Genomic DNA, 22321 nt, shown 5'->3' on the forward strand with positions numbered 1-22321 from the left:
CGCGTACGACGTGCCGTTTTCGCAAGCTTGACCCCGCTTGAAGGGCTGCCTATGATGGCCGGTCGATCAATGTCGCTCCGGCATCATTTATTTCGCCATGCGTATTTACCTGCCTCGTCCGTCATTGCCTGTCTGGCTGGCCGTCGCGTGCATCGCCGCGCTCGCCGCCGGCTGCACGGCGCCCGCCCACGTGCCGCGTGCACCCGCGCGCGTGGTGCCCCAGCTCGACGTCAGCCGCTTCCCGCAGATCGACGCCGCCGTCAAAGCCGCGATCGCCGCGCACAAGCTGCCGGGCGCCGTCTTCCACCTGGAGCATGGCGACGCGTTTTACGAGCGGGCCTACGGCAACGTCACGTACGAGACGGATGCGCAGGCCGTCACGGCATCCACCGTATTCGACGCGGCGTCGCTGACGAAGGTGCTGGCCACGGCGCCGTCCGTGCTGATGCTGGTGGAGCAGGGCCGCATCGGCCTGGACGACAAGCTCGTCAAGTACTTCCCCGACTGCGCGGGCGGCGGCAAGGAAACGATCACGATCCGCCAGCTGCTCACGCACAGCTCGGGCCTGCCGGCCGGGCTGCCGGCGAGTCCTGCCTGGCACGGCCGCGCGGCCGCGCACAAGCTCGCGTGCGACCAGGCCGTCACGCATGCGCCGGGCACGTTCTTCCGCTATTCCGACATCAATTACGTGCTGCTGGGCCAGATCGTCGAGCAGGTCACGGGCACGCCGCTGGACGATTACGCGCAGACCCACATCTTCGCGCCGCTGCGCATGACGGCGACGGGCTATCTGCCGCTGCGCCGGATGGACGCGGCGGCGATCGCGCCAACGCAGGCGGGGCAGGCGGGCAGCCACGGTGCGCACGGCGACCTGGCGCCGGGCGAGATCCTGCGCGGCATCGTGCACGACCCCACGGTGCGCCGCATGGGCGGCGTGGCCGGTTCGGCCGGCGTGTTCACGACGGTGGGCGACGTCGCGCGCTACGCCCGGATGCTGCTCGCGGGCGGCATGCTGGACGGCGTGCGCATCCTCAGCCCGGAGAGCGTGCGCCTGCTGACGACGGTGCAATCGCCGCCAGGCCTCGCGCTGCGCGGCCTCGGCATGGACATCGATTCGCCGTACGCGAAGCGCCCGCGCGGCACCGTGTTCCCGATCGGCAGCTACGGCCACACGGGCTTTACCGGTTGCGTGCTGTGGATCGACCCGGCGTCGCGCGCGTTCTACGTCTTCCTGTCGAACCGCGTCTATCCGGACGACAAGAGCAATGTGCTCGACCTGTACACGCGGCTGGGCACGCTGGCCGCGCTGGCGGCGGGGGACCGCTGAGATCGGTCGCGCAGCCGATATTCAGGACTTGCCCTTGACGCCGGCAGTGCCGCTGGCGCGGGCCAGGCTCGAGCGCGCGTCAGCCACCGCGCGCAAGCGGTCTTCGAGGTAGGCGCTCACGCGGGGATGCTGGCTGAAGGCGACGTTGAAGCGGATGTGCTGGTCAGGCCCGTCGTCGGCCGAGAACGCCGAGCCGCGCATCATCAGGATCTTGTTGCGGTAGGCGTCCTGCACCAGCAAGTCCACGTCCAGCCCTTCGGGCATGGTGCCCCACAGGAAAATGCCTGCGTCGCCGGGCTGCTCGAACAGCACGCCGGCTGCGCTCAGTTGCCGCGTGGCGGCGTTGCGCGCCACCATGATCTTGCGTTGCAGCCGGTCCAGGTGCTTGCGCAGGTTGCCGGCCTTGAGCACTTCCAGCAGCACGTATTCGTTCAGCGCAGGCAACGTCATGACGGCGTGGATCTTGGTTCGCATCAGCAGCTTCAGCAGGGTGGGCGCCGCGGCCAGGTAGCCCATGCGCAGGGCCGGGCTCAGCGCCTTGCACAGGCTGGAGTAGTAGATCACGCCGTCCAGTCCCGACAGCGATGCCAGTCGCGTGCTGCGGCCCTGCTGGAAATGGCCGTGCACGTCGTCTTCGGCGATCAGGACGCCATACTGCTGCGCCATGATCAGCACCTTGTGCAGGTTGGCGGCGCTGCTGCTCCACCCGGTGGGATTGTGCAACGCCGTTTGCACGAACAGCAGGCGCGGACGGTGCGCGCGGCAGGCGGCTTCGAGTTCGTCCAGGTCGAGGCCATCGGGGTGGCGCTTGATGGGCACCAGGCGCACGCCATCCTGGCGCAGCCTGCCGAACATCAGGAAGTAGCCGGGATCTTCGACCAGCACCGTATCGCCTGGCTGTAGAAACGTGCGGCAGATCAGATCGATGGCATGGGTGCCGCCGAACGTGGTGAGAATGTCGCCGGCCTCCGCGGCGATGCCGATGCCGCGCAACAGCAGCGCGATCTGCTCGCGCAGTTCGGCCAGTCCTTGCGGCGGACAGCGCGACGCCATGCCGGCCGCGCTGCGCGCCAGGCCGCGTTGCACGGCGGCCGCCGGCAGCCCGTCCTGCAGCCAGGTGGGCGGCAACGCGCCGCTGCTGGCCAGCAGCACGCCCGGCCGCTGGTCGTTCACTTGCTGGATCAGCCAGACCGGCTCCTGCTCCTGGCCCGCCTCCAGCGCCACCTCGTCGGGAACGGCGCGGCCGGCGTCCGCCGGTGCGCGGACGAAGAAGCCCGCCGTGCCGTGCGTGTCGATGACGCCTGCGGCCACCAGCCTGTCATAGGCCACCACCACGGTGTTGGTGCTCACGGCGAGCTGGGTGGCGAGCTGGCGGATCGACGGCAGCCTGGTCCCGCCGGGCAGGACGCGTTGCGCGATCTGCTGGCGCAATGCGGCCTCGATCTGCTTGAACAGGGCGATGGGGGAGGAGCGGTCGATGGGGAACATCGCGGAAGTCTAGCGTAAAAACAGCACGGCGAGGACCAGCAGGACGCCCCCCATCGCCAGATTGAATATGCGCTGGCTGCGGGGCGCTTTCAGCACGTTGCGGATCGAGACGCCGAACAGCGCCCACACGACGTTGCACGGCATGCCCACCACGGTGCCGATCACGGACACCAGCAGCGCGCATGCGAGCATGTTGCCCTGCGCAGGCATGAAGACCGATGCCATCGTGACCGCCTTGAGCCAGCTCTTGGGGTTCAGCGCTTGAAACAGCGCCGCCTGCGCAAAGGACACGGCCTTCGGTGCGCCGGTTCCCGCCACCGAGGCGCCGGCAAGCTTCCAGGCCAAGAACATCAGGTACAGCGCGCCCGCGATCCGCAGTATCTGCTGCGCCATCGGGTACGCGACGAACACGCTGCCGAGCCCCACGCACATGAGCATGGTCTGCACAAAGAGGCCGGCCTGGATGCCGAGGATCACTGGCAGCGCACCGCGATAGCCGAAACCGGCGCCGGTGGTGGCGAGCATGACGTTGTTCGGCCCGGGCGTGGCGGACATCACGAAGCAATAGCTCATCAGGGGCAGGAGTTCGGTCATGGCATGCAGTCATAGTGTGGAGAAGGCCCCAGTCTAGAAGCGCGGCACGGCAGGGAAAAGGTACAAGGCGCCGCGTACAAACACATGCTGTATCGGTCGAACGACTACTACAGCGGGGATGCGTTTCCTCGGCCTCGATTCACGAACGCGAACACAGCCTTTTTCATCTCCATTTTTTGTTTCCGCGCGGCTAACGCGCGCACCGTTCGCGACGATCTCTTTAAACTTCGCCTCCACAATATCTACTTGATATTGCAGAGTTTTTGCCCCACCCATTCTCTGAGGAGAGCGATATGAAAATGAATAAGTTACTGAAAGGCCTGATGGGTGCTGTCGTCACGGCGGCGATGTTCGGTACCGTGGGCGCACAGGCGCAGACCAGCGGCAGCGCCTCCACCGACAGCAGCGCGATGGCGCAGGACCAGTCGGGCAGCGCGCCCATGAAGAAGCACAGCAAGAAGAAACACACCCGCCACCACAAGAAGAGCTCCAGCGCCAGCTCGAGCAGCGGCTCCAGCAGCAGCGGCTCGACGGGCAGCAGCGGTTCCAGCAGCAGCGGCATGAGCGGTAGCCAGGACATGCAAGGCACGCAGGGTACCTCCGGCAGCAGCGGCAGCATGGGCACCGGCACCTCGGGCACTGGCACGTCGTCGGGCACGAGCGGCACGTCGACCTCCGGCTCGTCGGGCACCAGCGGCATGAGCGGCAGCACGGGCGCCAGTGGCACGGGCCTCTCCGGCTCCAGCAGCATGGGAACCGGTACCGGCACGAGCACGAGCGGCTCCAGCACCACCATGCCCGCCACGCCCGCCACGCCGGCTACGCCCGCCACCCCCGCCACGCCTCCCAACAATCAGGGCACGGGCAACCGCGGCTACTGATCCAGTGGCGGCGTCCGGCTCAGGCCGGACAGCGCGACAACGCCAGCCTGCGGGCTGGCTTTTTTTTGCCCATCGGTATCGCAATGCGTCGTCGTTGGTATAACATTGTTCATATCAAAAAATGATATGCGCAAACATCCGAGCCCGGCTCGGTGGCGCATCCACGATAAACGACGAGGAATCACGATGGAGACAACGAGACTGGCCGTGCCCCTGCTGGCACTCGCCGCAGGCTGCGCCTGCTTGCCCGCGCAAGCGGCCGACCTGGGCCTGGCCCGCATCTTTTCCGACCATGCCGTCCTGCAGCGCGACGAGCCGATCGCCGTGTGGGGCACGGCCGCGGCGGGCCACAAGCTGGCCGTCACGCTGGCCGGCCATACGGTGAACGGCAGCGCGGACGCGCACGGCAAGTGGAAGGTCCAGCTGCCGCCGCAGCCTGCGGGCGGGCCGTACACGCTGATGGTGACGTCGGACGGCCAGACGGTCAGCCGCGCCGACATCCTCGTCGGCGACGTTTATCTATGCTCGGGCCAGTCGAACATGGAGTTCCTCCAGCGCCAGGCGACCAATGCCGGCGCCGCCGTCTACGCGGGCCGCAACGAGCAGCTGCGCTTCCTGAACGTACAGAAGAACAGCGCGGCGCTGCCGCAGGATGAACTCAAGGGGCCGGTCCAGTGGACGGTCGTGACGCCGGAAACGGTCGGAGACGCGTCGGCCGTCTGCTACTACATGGCGCGTTCGCTGCAGGCCAGCCAGAAAGTGCCGGTCGGCTTCGTCAACGCGAGCTGGGGCGGCACGACGATCCAGAGCTGGATCGGCGGCGAATCGCTGCGCACGCTGGACACCTACAAGGCCGGCGTCGCCGCCGTCGCGCAATACGGCCTTGATCCGGCTGCCGGCATGCGCGCCGAGGACGCGCGCAACGACGCCTGGTGGCGCGCCCACGACCCGCAGGCGGCCGCGCAGCGCGCGTGGATCGCCCCTGGCTTCGACGACAGCGCGTGGCCGACGGTCACGCCGGGCGGTTCGTGGAAGGACAGCGGCGTGGCCGGCTTCAAGGACTTCGACGGCGTGGCCTGGTACCGCACGACCGTCACGCTGACGGACACGCAGGCGAAGGCCGCGAACATGGTGCACCTGGGCCCCGTCGACACGTACGACACCACCTGGGTGAACGGCGTGTACGTGGGCGGCGCCAGCACGTCGTGGATGTGGCGCGACTATGCCGTGCCGGCCGGCGTGTTCAAGCCGGGCCGCAACGTGATCGCGATGCGCGTGCTGAGCGGCGGGCAGGGCGGCGGCATGTCGGGTCCGGCCTCCAGCCGCAGCATCGGCATGGCCGACGGGCAGGCGATCCCGCTGCCGGCCGCGTGGAAGGTGCAGCGCGGCAGCGCGCTGAAAGGCCTGTCCGTGCCGCCGGCGCCGTGGGACGTGCCGACGAGCCTCACCACGCTGTACAACGGCATGATCGCACCGCTGGTCGGTTATAAATTCAAGCTGGCCGCGTGGTACCAGGGCGAATCGAATGCGGACGCGGCGCTGGAATACCGCGCGCTGCTGCCGCTGTTGATGCGCGACTGGCGCCAGCGCTTCGCCGAGCCCGCGCTGCCGTTCCTCGTCGTGCAGCTGACGTCGTACGGCGCGCCGGCGAAAGCGCCGGGCAAGTCCGGCTGGGCCGAGCTGCGCGACGCGCAGGCGTATGCCGTGGCGCACGATGCGCATGCGGGCCTGGCCGTCACGCTCGACGTGGGCGACCGCTTCGACATCCACCCGACGCAGAAGACGCTCGTCGGCGAACGCCTCGCGCGTGCCGCGCGCGCCGTCGCGTACGGCGCGCATGAGGTGCCGGGCAGCCCGACGGCCGTGTCGGCGACGCGCAGCGGCAACGACATCGTCATCGCGTTCAAGGACACGGGCGGCGGCCTCGCCACCTACTCGTCCGACCGCGCCCTCGCGTTCGAGACGTGCACGGCGGCCGCGTGCCGTTATGCCGAGGCACGCGTGGCCGGCGACACGGTCGTCCTGCCCGGCGCCGCCACGGCGGACGTCACGCGCGTGCGCTACGCGTGGGCCGACGCGCCATTCGTCAACCTGTTCGGCGCGGACGACCTGCCCGCCGCGCCGTTCCAGCTGGACGTCAAGTAATCAACTGAGCCGGTAGTCGTGCGGCAGCAGCGGGGGCGGCAGGTCGCGCTCCCCCAGCGCCGCGCGCAGGTCGATCTCGATCGTGCGGCACAGCGCCTCGAGCGGCAGGCCGTTGTCGGACGCGCGGAACGGTTCCTCGAGTTCGTCGCCGAGGGCGTCCAGGCCGAAGAACGTGTAGGCCACGATGGCCGACACGAGCGGCGTCAGCGTGCCGATCGTGTCGACGAGGCCGAACGGCAGCAGGAAGCAGTACAGGTACGCCGTCCGGTGCAGCAGCAGCGTGTACGAGAACGGGATCGGCGTGCCGCGGATGCGTTCGCACGACGCGGCCACGGCCGTCAGCGCCGACAGGCTCGCGTCGATGGCGGGCGCCAGGCAGGCATCCACGCGCCCCGTGCGCAGGCACAGGCCGAGATCCGTCCCCATTTCAAGCATCAGCGCATACGGCAGGTTCGGCTGCGCGCGCACGCGATCCCATTCCCCCGCCGCGAGCCACGGCGCGACGTCGGCCTCGGCGTCGTTGCCCGCATCGCGCAGGCGGTGGCGCAGCGCGTGCGCGTAGGCGATGGCGCGGCGCACGATGCGCAGGTGTGGTTCGTCGCTGCCGTCACTGCCCGGCGCCACCAGCGACAGGCATTGGCGCGCGAGGCTGCGGCTGCGCAGCACCAGCTCGCCCCATTGCTTGCGGCCTTCCCAGTAGCGGTCGTACGCGGCGTTGTTGCGAAAGCCGAGGAAGATGGCGAGCGGCAGGCCCATCAACGTGAACGGCGTCGGCGTGAAATGCAGCTTGTGGTGGCCGAGCTGGCCGTCCGTCCACGTGACGGCGATGGCGAGCAGGGTGCTGACGGCGAGGTGCATCCAGATGCGCGGCAGGACGGAGCCGCGCAGGATGAAGAACAGGCGCAGCGCCGATGGGCGGTCGCGGACGATCATGGCCGGCTCCGGGGCCGGACGGGGTGGCTGTGCATGGGGCGGTCTTTCGGCGTGAGAATGCTTCGTTGCATTATCGCCGGATTCACGCGGGCTCGGTGACCGGCAGCAGCGGCAGCGTGACCGTGAACGTGCTGCCGCGCCCCGGGCCCGGGCTGGCCGCGTCGACGTGGCCGCCGTGCAGTTCGACGAGCTTGCGCACGAGGGCGAGGCCCAGCCCGAGGCCGCCCTGCGCGCGGTCGAGCGTGCGCGAGCCTTGCGTGAACAGGTCGAACACGACAGGCAGCAGGTCGGGCCCGATGCCGTTGCCGTTGTCGTGCACCGCGAGGTAGGCCTGGCCGTCCGTCGTCTCCAGGTCGACGTCGATGCGGCCGCCCTCGGGCGTGTACTTGGCCGCGTTGTTGAGCAGGTTCGCCACCACCTGCACGAGGCGCGTGTGGTCGCCGTCGACCATCACGGGCGTGTCGCCCAGCCGCACGGCGAGCACGTGGTGGCGCGCGTCGACGAGCGGGCGCGCCTGCTCGGCCGCCTCGGCGACGACGCGGCGCAGGTCCAGCGGCTGGCGCGCGACGGTGACGAGCCCGCGCGTGACGCGCGAGACGTCCAGCAGGTCGTCCACCAGGTGCCGCATGTGCGCGACCTGGCGCGCGATGATGTCGCTGATCTGCTTCACGCGCGGCTCGCCCGCGTACGCGAGGCGCAGCATGTCGGCCGCGCTGGAGATCGGCGCCAGCGGGTTCCGGAGTTCGTGCGCCAGCATCGCGAGGAATTCGTCCTTGCGCCGGTCGGCCAGCTGCAGCGCTTCTTCCGCGCGCTTGCGCTCCGTGATGTCGATCGCGATCGCGTGCACGACGGTGCTGCGGCCGTCCGCGCCGAGGCCCAGGCGGCCGCGCACGTCGATCCAGGCGAGGCGGCCATCGTCGGCGCGCCGGATGCGCGGCGTGGTGCGGTACTCGCCGCCGGCGCGGACGGCCTGCTCGACCGTGTCGCGCACCGCCTGGCGGTCGTCCGGATGGATGAGCTTATGCAGTTCGGCGATGTTGTGCCACTGCTTGCCGAACACGCTGTGCAGGTTGGCGGAGAAGCTCACCTGGCCGCTGTGCGGATCGCGCTCCCACACGGCCATGTGCGCGGCGACGAGCCCTTGCTGCAGGCGTTCCTCGCTGTAGCGCACGGCGCGCTCGGCCCGTTCCAGCGGCGTGACGTCCGTGCACGTGCCGAACCACTGGACGATGCGGCCGCCGTCGTCGCGCAGCGGCGCCACCGACGTGAAGAAGCTGCGGTAGCGGCCGTCGGCGCCGCGCAGGGGGAAGGTCATCTGCGCCATGTTGCCGCTGGCGAGCGCCTCCTTCCAGCGCTGCATCACGAGGGGCAGCACTTCCGGATCGTGGTACCGGTGCCATTCGTCCACGCCGGCCTGGCCCGGCGGACTCCCGGTGAATTCGTGCCAGCGGTCGTTGAACCAGACGACGTTGCCGTCCGGGTCGGCGATCCACACGAGCTGCGGGATGTTGTTCGCCAGCTGCAGGAACTTGCGCCGCTCCGCTTCCAGCCGCGCATGCTGTTCGTACAAGCGGTCGAGCATGCGGTTCAGCGCGCGCGCAAGGCTCACGACTTCGCGCGACCCGTCGAGCGGCGCGCGCTGGCTGCCGATGTCGTCGCCGAGGCTCGCGGAAAACGTCTCCAGGCGGCGCAGGTCGTGCGTGAGCCCCAGCGCGAGCCGCGACGCGAGCAGGAACACGACCAGCGCGAGCAGCGCGGCCACGGCGAGGATCAGCAGGTATTGCGGGGCCGACGTCGGCAGCGGCGGCGGCAGGCGGCGCTCGTCCTCGCGTAGCACGAGGCCCAGGTGGGCCAGGCGTGACGGCAGCGGGACGGCGACCGCGATCTCGTGCGCGCCCGTGCGCGCGTCCGCGGGCGCGAGCACGGCCCACGGCGCGGGCTTCAGGTCGGCCAGGCGCACCTTGTACATCAGCGCGCCCTCCGGCGTGCGCGTACGCGAGTAGCGCAGCAGCACGACGCCGAGCAGTTCGCCGCCGTCCGGGCCGGGGCGCAGCGCCGCGCGCTCGTCGCCGCTGTCGAGGCGCGCGCGCAGCCAGGCCATGTCGGCGGGCGTGAACCCGGACACGCCGTTGTCGGCGATTTCCTGTGCCTCGAAATCGGTGAACAGCAGCCGCAGCGGGATGCCGTTCATCTGGCGCAGGCCGTGCAGGAACGGCGTCAGATAGGTTTCCTTGCCGGTGCTGTCGATCAGGGCCGTGGCCAGGATCGGGCTGGCGCCCACTTCCTGCAGCCGCGTGGCGAGGGCGTCGAGGTTGTGGCCGACGGTCGTGGCGTGGAACGTGACTTCGCGCTTCTGCAACAGGGCGTTGGCCTGCGCGCGCTGCTGGTCGATCAGCCAGAAGGAGACGCCCGCGATCAGCAGCACGGCGGCCGCCGTCAGGATCGCGGCCGCGATCGCGAAACGGCGCGACAGGCTGGCCGGTGCGGATGGTTCTGCCATGTCAGTCGCCGGCCGGTACCAGCACGCCGTCGGCGCGGAACCGCGCCAGCAGCAGTGTGGCCGGGTCCAGCGCTTCGTGGCGGGCCGGCGTGAACGGCGGGGCGTAGGTCTGGACGAGGCCGTGGTACGTGCCCAGGTGCTCGAGTGCGTCGCGCACGGCCTTGCGGTCGGTGCTGCTGGCGCGCTCGATGGCCAGCGCCAGGATGTGCGTGAGGTCGTACGCCTGGGCGGCGCCCACCGGGGACTTGATGTCCTCGATGCGGCGCACTGTCGAGACCTGCGCCGCGCTGTCGAGGAAGCGCCGCACGCGGGCCGGATCGGCGCGGAAGAAGCTGAACGTCTGGATCACGGACAGGTCGACCTGCTGCAGCGCGGGCCCGGCCTGCGCCGCGAATTCGCCGCCCGTCACGCCCCAGTGGCTCAGGATCGGCAGGCGTTGCTCTTGCGGCAGCGCGGCGATCTCGCGCACGAGGATCGCCGCCTCGTCGTCATTGGCGACGAGGACGACGGCCTGGGCGCCGGCCGCCCGCAGGTGCCGGTAATTGTCGACGAGGCTCGTGTCGCGCCAGTTGTACCACGACGTGCCGACGATCTTCAGCGCCGGCAGCGCCGGCAGGGCGCGTGCGGCCGCCTGGGCGTTGCTGCGGCCCCAGGACGTGTTGGTCAGCAGCAGGCCGATGCGGCGCAGGCCGCGCCGCTGCGCCGCCCGCAGCAGCCTGGGCATCGCGAGCGAATCGCGCAGCGACAGGCGGAACACGTAGTTCGGCTGCATGCCGTTGTCGACGATGACGTCGGCCGACGACCACGGTGCCATGAACAGCGTGTGCGTCTCGCGCAGCGCGGGCAGTTCCTCGATGACGACGGGACTGAAGCGCCCGCCGAACACGGCCACGAGATCGGGCATCGCTGCGAATTCACGGATGTTGCGGATGCCGCGCGCGGGGATCGAGCGGTTGTCCTTGATGACGAGGGACAGCGGGCGTCCGCGCAGCACGCCGCCCGCCGCATTGATCTCCGCGAGCGCGGCGCGCATGCCCAGTTCGATGGCCTGGGCCGATGTCGAATTGTCCAGGCCGAATTCGCCGTCGATCCCCAGCAGCACGGGCGACGGCGCGGCCGCGCGCGCCGCGCCGGGCAGCGTCGCCAGCACGGCAGCTGCGCCAAGCACGCGGCGTCGCGAACGCAGGGTAGTGGACACGAGGGAATCCGACATGGCAAACCAGAAACAATGCGAATCCGGAAATGTTAACCTTGGGCCGCCGATGGCTTTCTTCATCTTTCGAAGAAATATCGTTGCGGTGCTGCAACTCGATATTCCGTGAGTAAATATCACGTGTATCATCAAATTGTGACACGGCCCCGCCCATGCAGGCGCGCGCCCGTCGGGCCCAACCCGCGCCCCCGTCACTGCTCCGGCCAGCCGCCATGACCCACCGCGCGCAGCCAAAGCTCGAACGCGCAGCCGCATCGCGCGGTGTTACCGTTTTCCGTCGAGGTGCACATGACTATCCAGAATCTCAAAATCGGGGCCCGGCTCGGCCTGGCGTTCGCCGCAGTCCTCGCGCTCGCGGCGATGCTCACCGTGGTCGGCACACTCCGCTTGCAGCAGGTCGTCAGCGCAACTGCCGACATGGACGGCGTCGTCCGCAAGACCCGCCTGGCCGACCGCTGGCAGGCCGACACCCGCATCAACCGCGCCCTCGTCGAAGCGCGGTTGCGCGCCGTGGATGCGGACGATCGCAAGCGGATCGACGCGAAGATGAAGGAGAACAGCGCGGACATCACCGACATCGCCAAGCAACTGCAGGGGGACGTCGCCAGCGCGGAAAGCAAGGCATTGCTGGCGAAGCTCGACGAGCGGCGCGCGACCTACACGGCGGCGCGCAAGAAGCTGTTCGCACTCCAGGAAGGTGGCGCGGCCGACGCCGCCGCCATCGAGCGCGCGGCTGCTGCCGAAATGAATCCGGCGCTGGCTGCCTACGAGGCGGCGGCGAACGACCTCGCCGAACACCAGAAGCAGCGCTTCGACGAGGCCAAGGCGCGCGTCGAGGATCTCGCCGCGAGCGGCCGCCTGCTGCTGGGAAGCGTGGGCGTCGTCGCGATGCTGCTGGGCGCGTTGCTGGCGTGGTGGCTCTCGCGCAGCATCACGGGGCCGCTGCGCCGTGCCGTCGCGCTCGCGAATGCCGTGGCGGACGGCGACCTGTCGACCCGCATCGAGGCCGTGGGCGGCGACGAGACGGGCGAACTGATGACCGCGCTGCAGACCATGAACGCGAACTTGAACACGCTCGTGACGCGCGTGCGCAGCGGTGCCGATACCATCGCCACGGCCGCCACCGAAGTCGCCACGGGCAACCACGACCTGTCGGCACGTACCGAGGCGCAGGCCGGCGCGCTGGAGGAGAGCGCGTCCTCGATGGAGGAATTGACGAGCACCGTGCGCCAGAACGCGGACAATGCCCAGCAGGGCAACCAGATGGCGGTGTCGGCGACCGAAGTCGCCGTCCGCGGCGGCAACGTCGTGGCGCAGGTCGTGGCGACGATGGGCGCGATCGACGCGTCGTCGAAGAAGATCGTCGACATCATCGGCGTCATCGACGGCATCGCGTTCCAGACCAATATCCTCGCGCTCAACGCCGCCGTGGAAGCGGCGCGCGCGGGCGAGCAGGGCCGCGGATTCGCCGTCGTGGCGGGCGAAGTGCGCACCCTGGCCCAGCGCTCGGCGGCGGCGGCCAAGGAGATCAAGGCGCTCATCGACGATTCCGTGGACAAGGTCGCCACCGGTTCGCGTCTCGTCGGCGAAGCGGGGACGACGATGCAGGACGTCGTCACCAGCGTGCGCCGCGTGTCCGACATCATGGCCGAGATCTCGTCCGCGTCGAGCGAGCAGAGTGCCGGCATCGAACAGGTCAGTTCGGCGATCCTGCAGATGGACCATGTGACGCAGCAGAACGCCGCGCTCGTCGAGGAAGCGGCGGCCGCCACGGAATCGATGCAGGACCAGGCACGCAGCCTGGCGGACGCTGTCAGCGTGTTCAAGCTGGACAACGCTGCCGCGCCCGCGGCCACCCGGACGGCACGCACCGTCGCGCGGCCGCGGCCGGCACTGGCTGGCGGCAAGGCGTTCTGAACGCCGCCGACGCCCTCACGGCCCGCATCCGCGCCCGCCACACCGCCTTTCCGGCGGACGGCGGGCGCTGTCGTTTGGGGCTTCGCATGGGCGCACCGTTTTGGATGCGGCGCACCATGGCGGTGAAAGTTGACTCAACATGGTGCGCGTTGCGGTAAATTAGTCGTGGATTGCACGATAATGTAGCCAGATGGCAACGGTTTGGTTCCGGTGCGGGAGAAACTGCTCTACAGTGCGGTGGCGTCTCATATTACGAACGGACAAGCTCCGTCAGCCATCCATGCTCAAACATCTCAGCATCAAAACCCGCCTGATCTTTCTCACCGTTCTGTTGAGTACGGTTTCCATCCTCGTCGGCGTCGTCGGCCTCGTCAACCAGGGTGCCACGAGCGACGCGCTCGGCGGCGTCTACAACGATCGCCTGCTGGGGCTGGCGCGGCTCAGCCACGTGCTGTCGCTGATGCAGCAGAACCAGAACGCGCTGTCGAGCGCGGCGCTGGCGGCAGCGCCGGACAACGGCCCCGTGATCGCGGAAGTCGAGGCGCGCATCCGCGAGATCACGGGCTTGTGGGACCAGTACAAGGCGGCCCGCCTGACGCCGGACGAACAGGCGCTCGCCCGCACGTTCATCGACAGCCGCATGGCCTTCGTGCAGGAAGGCCTGAAGCCGACCATGGCCGCGCTGCGTGCCAACGATTCCGAGCAGCTCAAGCGCCTCGTCGCCGGCCCGCTGAAGTCGCACTTCCTCGTCGCGCAGCGGAACATGCAGGCGCTCGTGGCGATGCAGCAGGACCTGGCGAAGGCGCAGTTCGATGCCGCTCGCGGGCGCTACGAGCACACGCGCAATCTGTCGGTCGCGTTGATCGTCGTCGGCACGCTGGTGGGGGCGCTCGTCGCCGCGCTGCTGATCCGCGGGATCGACGCATCGCTGGCGGAGGCCGTGCGCCTCGCGCGCAGCGTGGCCGCGGGCGACCTCACGCAGGTAGTGCACATCGAGCACGACGACGAGATCGGCCAGCTGCTGACGGCGCTGCAGGCGATGAACGCGTCGCTGGCCGCCATCGTGGGCGAAGTGCGCAGCAGCACCGACACGATCGCGGCGGCGTCGGACCAGATCGCCGCCGGCAACGAGGACCTGTCCGCGCGGACCGAGCAGCAGGCGTCGTCGCTGGAACAGACGGCAGCGTCGATGGAGGAGCTGATGTCGAACGTGAAGCACAATGCCGACAATGCGCGCCAGGCGAACGCGCTGGCCGAGGCGGCATCCGGCGTGGCGGGACGCGGCGGCGCCGTGATCCGCGAAGTCGTCGGCACGATGGGCGAGATCAGCGAATCGTCACGCCGCATCGCCGAGATCATCGGCGTGATCGACGGCATCGCGTTCCAGACGAACATCCTCGCCCTGAACGCCGCGGTGGAAGCCGCGCGCGCGGGCGAGCAGGGGCGCGGCTTCGCCGTCGTGGCATCCGAAGTGCGCAACCTGGCGCAGCGCTCGGCCGGCGCGGCGCGCGAAATCAAGCAGCTCATCGGGCATTCGGTGGAGCGCGTGGAAGCGGGCGGACGGCTCGTCGAGCAGGCCGGCGCGACGATGCACGAGATCGTCGCGAGCGTGCACCGCGTCACCGACATCATGGGCGAGATCACGTCGGCCAGCGCCGAGCAGACGACCGGTATCGTTCAGATCAACGCGGCCATGGCGCAGATGGACCAGGTGACGCAGCAGAATGCGGCGCTCGTCGAGGAAGCCGCGGCGGCGGCTGGCGCGCTGCGCGACCAGGCGCGGCGCCTGGCGGCATCGGTCGGCGTGTTCCGCACCGGCGCGCTGCCGCCGCCGGCCGCGCAGGCGCAAGCACCGGTGGCGGCGCGGCTGGCACTGACGCGGGCGTAACGCGATCCCGCGCCGAGCGCGGGTCCGCGGTCCCCGGTCAGAACTTCGACTTCTGCGCCTGCAGCTGTTCGCGCAGCTGGTGCGCGTTGCAGTGGCTGTAGTCCTTGTTCAGTTCCAGGTCGACGAGGGGTTTCAACTGGTTGTCGAGCTGGCCGCGCAGCACGCCGAGGAACTTCGGCTCGGCCACCAGTTCCAGCTTCTGGAAGCGCTGTTCCTGCCAGCCCTTGAGCAGGAAGCCGCAGATGTCCTTGGCAAAGAATTCCGCGTCATGCTGCTCCGGCGTCTGCGCGGGCTGGTACTGCTTGTTCGGCGTGGCGCCGCCCGTGTTGTGGATGCTCTGGCCGGCCGCCGTCGCGCCGATGCGGTCGGTGTTGATGTCGATGTCGCGCAGGCGCGCATTGGCGCTGACCATGTCCTCGATTTCGATGTACGGCTGCTTGGGGTCCGATTCGGCGAAGATGCGTGCGCGGCCGGCGTCGGCGGATACGATCCAGGTGGTAGTCATACATTCCCCTTTTCCAAGTTGCAATCAAGTTGTCGGCCCCACCGGGCCGTACAGGCTGAAGGAAAGGATATCCCAACCAGATTTTTCGAGAAGTACAAAAGAAGTTAGACTGGCGCCATGCAAAAACTTCTCATCGTCCTCGGCCTCGTGCTCCTCGCCGCGGGCCTCGCCTGGCCCTGGCTGCGCCGCCTGCCGTTCGGCCGCCTGCCCGGCGACATCCATATCGCGCGCGGCGGCTTCCATTTCAGCTTCCCCATCGTCACCTGCCTCGTCATCTCCATCGTCGTCTCGCTGCTGCTCTGGATTTTCCGTCGCTGAGTCGCCTCCCTCGGCCGTGTCAAAAAAATGACGCGCGTCGGCGCGATAGCAAGATTTGACAAACATGGTCGGAATTTCAACGCGACAATGCGCCCCATACGAAGACGAGAGACGCTGCAGCGTCCACGAATTCGAAACTGGCAAGGTTCCTCGATTACCACAGTTTTGGGAGAGCACAACATGAGGCAGCAGAAGACCATGGTCGCGCGCACCGCGATCGCGGGCGCGGTGGCGGTACTGGTGATGGGCATCGCCGCGCAGGCGCGCGCGCAGGACGACATGAACACGAACGCGGCCAGCGCGGCCGCCGGTGCACCGGGCCCGCGCCCGGGCGAGACGCAGACCGTGATCGTCACGGGCGTGCGCGCCGCACTGGAACAGTCGATGCGCCAGAAGCGCAACGCGGACGCCGTCGTCGAGGTGGTGACGGCGGAAGACATCGGCAAGATGCCGGACAAGAACGTGGCCGACGCGATCCAGCGCCTGCCCGGCGTGAACACGCAGTCGTCCGCGGGCGGCGAGGGTGGCTTCGGCGAGAACGACCGCGTGAGCCTGCGCGGCACGAGCCCCAGCCTGCAGCAGACGCTGTTCAACGGCCACGCCATCAGCACGGGCGACTGGTTCGTGCTGAACCAGGTCGGCGGCAACGTGGGACGTTCGTCGAGCTTTTCGCTGCTGCCATCGGAACTCGTGGGCTCCATCGTCGTGCAGAAGAGCGCGACCGCCGACCTCGTGGAAGGCGGCGTCTCCGGCGCCATCAACGTAATCACGCGCCGTCCCCTCGACTTCCGCCAGCCGCTGACGGTCGAAGCGTCCGTGCAGGCCAATTACAACGATCTCGCGAAAAAGACGGAGCCGCAGGTGTCGGCCCTCGTCAGCTGGAAGAACCCGGCGAACAATTTCGGCGTGCTGCTGCAGGGCTTCTCGGAAAAGCAGAGCGTGCGCCGCGACGGCCAGGAGATCCTCGGCTACACGCCGATCAGCGCGACGAGCGCCGCCGCCGTCGCGAATCCATCGCTTGCCGGCGTGAAGGTCCCGACCTTCATCGGCGCCGCGCTGTTCGAGCAAAAGAAGAAGCGTGAAGGCGGCGCGTTCGACATCGAGGCGAAACCGTCGCGCGACATCGGCGTCGATTTGAACGGCTTTTATTCGAAGCTGAAGGCGCCGCACCAGAACACGAACTGGCTCGCCGCGCCGGCGAATTCCATCAACAGCGCGGGCCTGATCCCGCAGAACCCCGTCGTGCGCAACGGCACGCTCGTCGGCGCCGGGTTCACGAGCAACGCGGGCGAAGTGGACAACATCTACCGTCCGGATGCGGGCGGCGAATCGTGGTACGTCGACCTGAACGGCCGCTGGCGCGCGACGGAAGACCTGAGCTTCACGGGCAAGATCGGGCGTACGCACGGCGTGGGCTTCGACCACGGCGACGTCTACTACCAGAACAACGTCGACGGCGGCATGGTGTACGCGCTGAACGGCATGACGCCAGCCTCCGTCAGCTACCCGGGCGGGAACACGACGCAGCCGGGATCGACCGCATGGGCCGGCGGCGGCGAGGCGCAATCGGTCGACAAGGAAAAGTATGCGCGGGTCGACGGCGAATGGCGCGTGCACGACAACGCCTGGATCCAGGCCGTGCGCTTCGGCGCGCGCTGGACGGACCACAAGCGCACGGCGGAACACCCGCTGGAAACGCGTCCGGGCCCGAACGGCTTCACGAATCCGGGACCGGCATGGAGCGGCCTGATGTACCCGTCCGACTTCGGCTCGGACCTCGGCGGCAGCGTCTTCAACAACTACTTCAAGTACGACGGCGCGGCGCTCGGCGCGTGGGGCGCGGTACCGGGCAACCGCCTGCTCGACTTCACGCTGCGCCACAACTGGCTCGACGAATTCCAGGTCGGCGAGAAGACGGCCGCCGTGTACGGCATGGCCGACGTCGGCGGCGACGGCTGGAGCGGCAACTTCGGCCTGCGCGCCGTCGAGACGCGCCAGACGACGATCGTGAACCTGCCGGGCGGCCCGAACCCGATCACGGGTTCCGCGTTCGGCCCGTACACGCCGACGACGTACGAGCGCACCTACCGCGACTACCTGCCGAGCGCGAACGTGAAGTTCGACGTCCGTTCCGATCTCGTCGTGCGTGCCGGCATTGCGAAGACGATGTCCCGGCCGGACTACAGCGCGCTCGGCGGCTCCGTGTCGCTGAACGACGACGCGCTGTCGGGCACCGGCGGCAACGTCAGGCTCGACCCGATCCGCTCCGTCAACTACGACCTGTCGGCCGAGTGGTACTACATGCCGAAGGCGATGCTGTCGGCAGGCGTGTTCTACATGGACTTCAGCTCCATCGTCGCGCAGGGCACGAGCACGGGCAGCTACTACAACAACAAGCGCGGCACGTTCACGGATTACCAGATCACGTCGCCGTACAACACGAAGGCGACGAACAAGGGTGTCGAGCTGTCGTGGCAGCAGCCCGTGTGGAACAACTTCGGCGTGCTCACGAACTACACGTGGGCGGACGGTGAACTGGATGGCGGCGGCGAGATGCTCAACGCGTCGAAGAACACGTACAACGTGACGGGCTATTACGAGAACGACCGGTTCAGTGCGCGCCTCGCGTACAGCTACCGTTCGTCGTACAAGGCCGGGGTCGACCGCGGCGCGAGCCAGCACGTGGATTCGATGCCGTCGCTGGCGGCCTCCGTGAACTACAAGCTGAACGAGCACCTCACGATCACGTTCGATGCGCTGAACCTCACCAACGAGACGATCAAGATGTACGCCGAGAACAAGGACCAGCCGCGTGCGTTCTACTCGAACGGCCGCACGTTCTACCTCGGCCTGCGCGGCAAGCTCTGATCGTGTCGCAACGGGAGAAGCGGGACGGCGTGCCCGTGGCCGCGGCATGGGAATGCCTGACGAACCTCGTCGCGGACGACGTGTTCGCGGCGCGCCTGACGCTCACCAACGTGTCGGACGCGCCCATCGAACCGGGATGGACCGTGTACTTCAACGCGTGCCGCCGCGTGCTGAGCGTGAGCGCGGGCTTCGAGCTCGCGCACGTCAACGGCGACCTGTTCTCGCTGCGTCGCACGGCAGCGTCGCCGTGGCAGCCGGGCGAAGTGCTCGACGTGCGCTACGAGGCGCAGTTCTGGGCCATCAGCGAGACGGATGCGCCGCTCGGCTTTTACCTCGTCGAGGTTGGCGGACGCACGGTCGACCTGGGCGACGCGGACATCAAGCCGTTCGCGCGCCCGGAGCAGCTGAAGCGCAACGCGCACGACGTGCTGCCGACGGCCGATGCGGCCTGGCGCTGGCGCGAGAACGCCGGCCTGCGTCTGCTGCCGCCGGAGGAGGTGGGCCGCATCACGCCGACACCGGTCTCGGTCCGCTTCACCGAAGCGCGCTGCAAGCTGACGTGCGCGAGCGAGATCATGGCCGGCGCCGCGCTGGCGGGCGAAGCGGCATTGCTGTACGCGCTGCTGGCCGATCTTCCGGACGGCGATGCAGGCGCGGCGCGTGTCGTGCTGGAGATCGGCACGGTGGCGGCGGATGCCGTGGCGACGGCCGGACCCGAGGCGTACCGGCTCGACATCGGCGTCGACACGATCGTCGTGCGCGGCGCGGGCGCGCATGGCGTGTTCAACGGCATCCAGACACTGGCCCAGCTGCTCGACGCGGACGGCACGCTGCCGTGCGGCCGCGTGGTCGACGCGCCGCGCTTCGGCTACCGCGGCATGATGCTGGACGTGGCGCGCCATTTCGCATCGGTGGCGACGGTGCAGCGCCTGCTCGATTGCATGGCGCGCTATAAGCTGAACCGCCTGCACCTGCACCTGACGGACGACGAGGGCTGGCGGTTGCACATCGACGCGCTGCCGGAACTCACCGGCATCGGTTCGAAGCGCGGCGTCGCACCGGACGCCGCCGACGCGCTGCCGCCATCGTTCGGCTCCGGCCCGGACGTGATGGCGTCCGCCGGCACGGGGCATTACGACGCGGACGACTTCATCGCGATCCTGCGCTACGCGCATGTGCGCCACATCGAGGTCATCCCGGAATTCAATATGCCGGGCCACGCGCGCGCGGCCGTGCTGGCGATGCGCGCGCGCCACGACCGCCTGCGCGCGCAGGGCGACGTCGAGGGTGCGGAGCGCTACCTGCTCAGCGATCCGGACGACGCGTCCGTCTACGAATCCGTGCAGCTGTGGCGCGACAACGTGATCTGCATCGCGCTGCCGTCCGTCGACCGTTTCATCGACACGGTCGTCGCCCACGTGGCCGCGCTGTACCGCGAAGCGGGCGTGCCGCTGAAAACCATCCACACGGGCGGCGACGAAGTGCCGCGCGGCGCGTGGGAAGGCTCGCCGCGCTGCCAGGCCTTGATGCGCGAACGCGGTTGGACGCACGTGGGCCAGCTGCATGCGGATTTCATCGGCCGCTGCCGCGCGATCCTGGCGCGCCACGGCGTCGCGTTCGCGGGCTGGGAAGAGACGGCGCTCGCGTACGACGAGGCGGCGCCGCTGCCGCACGGCGGCTTCCTCGTCCATGCATGGAACAACGCGTGGGGCTCGGGCAAGGAAGACGTCGCGTACCGTCTCGCCAACGCGGGCTACGACGTCGTGCTGGCGAACGCGGCGAACCTGTACTTCGACCTCGCGTACGCGAAGGACCCGCAGGAGCCGGGCTATTACTGGGCCGGCTTCGTCGAGACGCGCCACGCGTTCGGCTTCTGCCCGCTGGACATGGTCGTCAGCGCGGCCAACGACCCGATGGGCCAACGCGTGCCGCCCGAGCGCCTGGCCGCGCTGGTGCGCCTGACACCAGCGGGTCGTCGTCGCATCGTCGGCCTGCAGGGCCAGTTGTGGGGCGAGAACGCCCGCACGCGCGACCGCATCGAATACCTGGCCGCGCCGCGCCTCGTGGCGCTGGCGGAACGGGCGTGGGCCCAAGACCCCGGCTGGTGCGCCATCGCGGACGCCGCCGCGCGCACGGCCGCGATGGACGGCGCGTGGAACGAATTCGCGAACCGCCTCGGCCAGCGCGAACTGCCGCGCCTCGACCGCGCGCCGCTTGCGTACGGCTACCGCCTGCCGCCGCCGGGCGCCGTCGCAAGGGGCCGCACCGTGCACGCGAACGTGGCCCTGCCGGGCCTCGCGCTGCATTACACTCTGGATGGCAGCGAGCCCGATGCCGCCAGCCCGCGCTACGCGGGACCGGTACATGCCGGGCCGGACGCCGCCGTGTTCAAGGCCGCCACCTTCGACACGCGCGGACGCAAGAGCGCAACCGTCGTCATCGCACTGGATTCCCATGGATAGCATCCACCCCGACCACCTGACGCCCGCCGCCCGCCATCCGCTCGCGTGGGTGCCCACGTTGTACCTCGCGCAGGGCCTGCCGTTCTACAGCGTTGCCCTCGTGGCGGGGCTGATGTTCAAGAGCATGGGCGTGCCCAACGAGCAGATCGCGCGCTGGACCGGCGTGCTCGGCCTCGCGTGGGTGTTCAAGGCGTTGTGGAGTCCGTTCCTGGAACTGGCGTCGAGCAAGAAGCGCGTCGTCGTCGTGCTGCAGGTCGCGGGCGGCATCGCGCTCGGCGTGCTGTCGTTCGCGCTGCAGCTGCCCGCGTGGTTCGCGCTGGCGATCGGCCTGCTCGGGATCGTGGCGCTCGCGTCCAGCACGCACGACATCGCGGCCGATGGTTTATATATCGCGAGCCTGTCGGCGCGCCAGCAGGCCGCGTATGCCGGCTGGCAGGGCGCCTTCTTCAACGGCGCGAAATTCCTGTCGCTGGGCGGCCTCGTGATCCTGGCCGGCTTCCTCGAACAGCGCGTCGGCGCATCGGCCGCGTGGGCCACCGTGTTCGCGTTGCTGGGCGCCTTGCTGGCGGGACTGGGGCTGTACCACGCGTGGGCGCTGCCCGGCACGCTTACGCCGGCAGCGAGTGGCGCCTCCATGCGTGGCGCCGTCGACGTGCTGGTGGACGTCGTGCGCGCGTTCTTCGCCAAGCCCGGGATCTGGATGGGCATCGTGTTCATCCTGCTGTTCCGCCTCGCGGAAGGGCAGGTGCAGACGATCGGCCCGCTGTTCCTGCGCGACGCGCGCTCGCTCGGCGGCCTCGGTCTGTCGACGCAGGAAGTGGGTGCCATCTACGGCACGGCCGGCACGGCCGCGTTCCTCGTCGGCAGCATCCTCGGCGGCTGGTTCACGTCGCGCGTGGGCCTCGCGCGCGCGATGCTCGTGCTGATCCTCGCGATGAACGTGCCGAACCTCGTGTTCTGGTACCTGAGCGCGATGCAGCCGTCCAGCCTGGGGCTGATCACGGCGGCGCTGTCGCTGGAGATGTTCGGCTACGGGTTCGGCTTCGTGGGCATGATCCTGTTCATCATGCAGGTGATCGCGCCGGGCCGCTACCAGACGGCGCACTACGCGCTGGGGTCCGGTTTCATGCAGCTGGGCTTCGTGCTGTCGAAGGTGGTCAGCGGCGACATCCAGCTGCTGCTCGGCTATCGCCACTTCTTCCTGTGGGTGGTGCTGTCGGCGCTACCCGTGCTCGTGCTGACGCGTTTCGTCAAGATGGCGCCGCCTGACGGCGCCTGACGA

Annotated in this window: 15 protein-coding genes; 9 read left to right on the forward strand and 6 right to left on the reverse strand. The window is 69.0% G+C overall.

Annotated features, from left to right (window positions below; translation table 11 throughout):
- The first annotated feature begins 97 nt into the window (after positions 1–97).
- The gene (locus NX784_RS21495) at positions 98–1327 is read left to right on the forward strand and encodes a serine hydrolase domain-containing protein (RefSeq protein ID WP_258818742.1); all 1230 of its coding nucleotides are present in this window, start codon (positions 98–100) and stop codon (positions 1325–1327) included.
- A 21-nt stretch (positions 1328–1348) separates the two neighbouring features.
- On the opposite strand, the gene NX784_RS21500 is transcribed toward NX784_RS21495, so the two are convergent.
- Together NX784_RS21500 and NX784_RS21505 are read right to left on the reverse strand one after the other, a co-directional pair.
- On the reverse strand, positions 1349–2815 hold the full coding sequence (locus NX784_RS21500; RefSeq protein WP_258818743.1) for an aminotransferase-like domain-containing protein: 1467 nt from the start codon (positions 2813–2815) through the stop codon (positions 1349–1351).
- Positions 2816–2824: 9 nt separating this feature from the next.
- Complete coding sequence (locus tag NX784_RS21505; RefSeq protein WP_258818744.1) at positions 2825–3409, reverse strand: LysE family translocator; 585 nt, start codon at positions 3407–3409, stop codon at positions 2825–2827.
- Between the two features lie 299 nt (positions 3410–3708).
- Here NX784_RS21505 and NX784_RS21510 point away from each other — a divergent pair, with 299 nt between their 5' ends.
- Together NX784_RS21510 and NX784_RS21515 are read left to right on the forward strand one after the other, a co-directional pair.
- Positions 3709–4290 (forward strand): hypothetical protein, encoded by a 582-nt coding sequence (locus tag NX784_RS21510; protein ID WP_258818745.1) that lies wholly within the window; start codon positions 3709–3711, stop codon positions 4288–4290.
- Between the two features lie 186 nt (positions 4291–4476).
- Positions 4477–6435, forward strand: a complete 1959-nt coding sequence (locus NX784_RS21515; protein ID WP_258818746.1) for a sialate O-acetylesterase — start codon at positions 4477–4479, stop codon at positions 6433–6435.
- On the opposite strand, the gene NX784_RS21520 is transcribed toward NX784_RS21515, so the two are convergent.
- From NX784_RS21520 to NX784_RS21530, 3 genes are all read right to left on the reverse strand, one after another.
- Positions 6436–7368 (reverse strand): bestrophin family protein, encoded by a 933-nt coding sequence (locus tag NX784_RS21520; RefSeq protein ID WP_258818747.1) that lies wholly within the window; start codon positions 7366–7368, stop codon positions 6436–6438.
- An 82-nt stretch (positions 7369–7450) separates the two neighbouring features.
- Positions 7451–9868 (reverse strand): sensor histidine kinase, encoded by a 2418-nt coding sequence (locus tag NX784_RS21525; RefSeq protein ID WP_258818748.1) that lies wholly within the window; start codon positions 9866–9868, stop codon positions 7451–7453.
- 1 nt (position 9869) lies between these two features.
- On the reverse strand, positions 9870–11066 hold the full coding sequence (locus NX784_RS21530) for an ABC transporter substrate-binding protein (RefSeq protein ID WP_258818749.1): 1197 nt from the start codon (positions 11064–11066) through the stop codon (positions 9870–9872).
- Between the two features lie 303 nt (positions 11067–11369).
- On the opposite strand from NX784_RS21530, the gene NX784_RS21535 reads away from it, so the two are divergent.
- On the forward strand, positions 11370–12998 hold the full coding sequence (locus tag NX784_RS21535; RefSeq protein WP_258818750.1) for a methyl-accepting chemotaxis protein: 1629 nt from the start codon (positions 11370–11372) through the stop codon (positions 12996–12998).
- A 280-nt stretch (positions 12999–13278) separates the two neighbouring features.
- Positions 13279–14886, forward strand: coding sequence for a methyl-accepting chemotaxis protein (locus tag NX784_RS28850; protein ID WP_307736081.1), 1608 nt, complete (start codon positions 13279–13281; stop codon positions 14884–14886).
- Positions 14887–14923: 37 nt separating this feature from the next.
- Here the strand turns inward: NX784_RS28850 and NX784_RS21550 are convergent, their stop codons facing one another.
- Complete coding sequence (locus NX784_RS21550; protein WP_258818751.1) at positions 14924–15391, reverse strand: host attachment protein; 468 nt, start codon at positions 15389–15391, stop codon at positions 14924–14926.
- A 117-nt stretch (positions 15392–15508) separates the two neighbouring features.
- On the opposite strand from NX784_RS21550, the gene NX784_RS21555 reads away from it, so the two are divergent.
- The 4 genes from NX784_RS21555 (at position 15509) to NX784_RS21570 (ending at position 22318) form a co-directional block, all read left to right on the forward strand.
- Entirely contained in the window at positions 15509–15709 is a 201-nt protein-coding gene (locus tag NX784_RS21555) for a DUF2905 domain-containing protein (RefSeq protein ID WP_258818752.1), read from the forward strand.
- A gap of 180 nt (positions 15710–15889) precedes the next feature.
- Positions 15890–18577, forward strand: coding sequence for a TonB-dependent receptor (locus NX784_RS21560; protein ID WP_258818753.1), 2688 nt, complete (start codon positions 15890–15892; stop codon positions 18575–18577).
- Positions 18578–18579: 2 nt separating this feature from the next.
- Positions 18580–21039, forward strand: coding sequence for a family 20 glycosylhydrolase (locus NX784_RS21565; RefSeq protein ID WP_258818754.1), 2460 nt, complete (start codon positions 18580–18582; stop codon positions 21037–21039).
- The gene (locus NX784_RS21570) at positions 21032–22318 is read left to right on the forward strand and encodes an MFS transporter (protein ID WP_258818755.1); all 1287 of its coding nucleotides are present in this window, start codon (positions 21032–21034) and stop codon (positions 22316–22318) included. Before NX784_RS21565 ends, NX784_RS21570 begins: the two co-directional genes overlap by 8 nt.
- The last annotated feature ends 3 nt before the right edge of the window (positions 22319–22321 follow it).

Source organism: Massilia pinisoli (genome assembly GCF_024753285.1).
In the GTDB taxonomy this organism is placed as follows: domain Bacteria; phylum Pseudomonadota; class Gammaproteobacteria; order Burkholderiales; family Burkholderiaceae_D; genus Telluria; species Telluria pinisoli.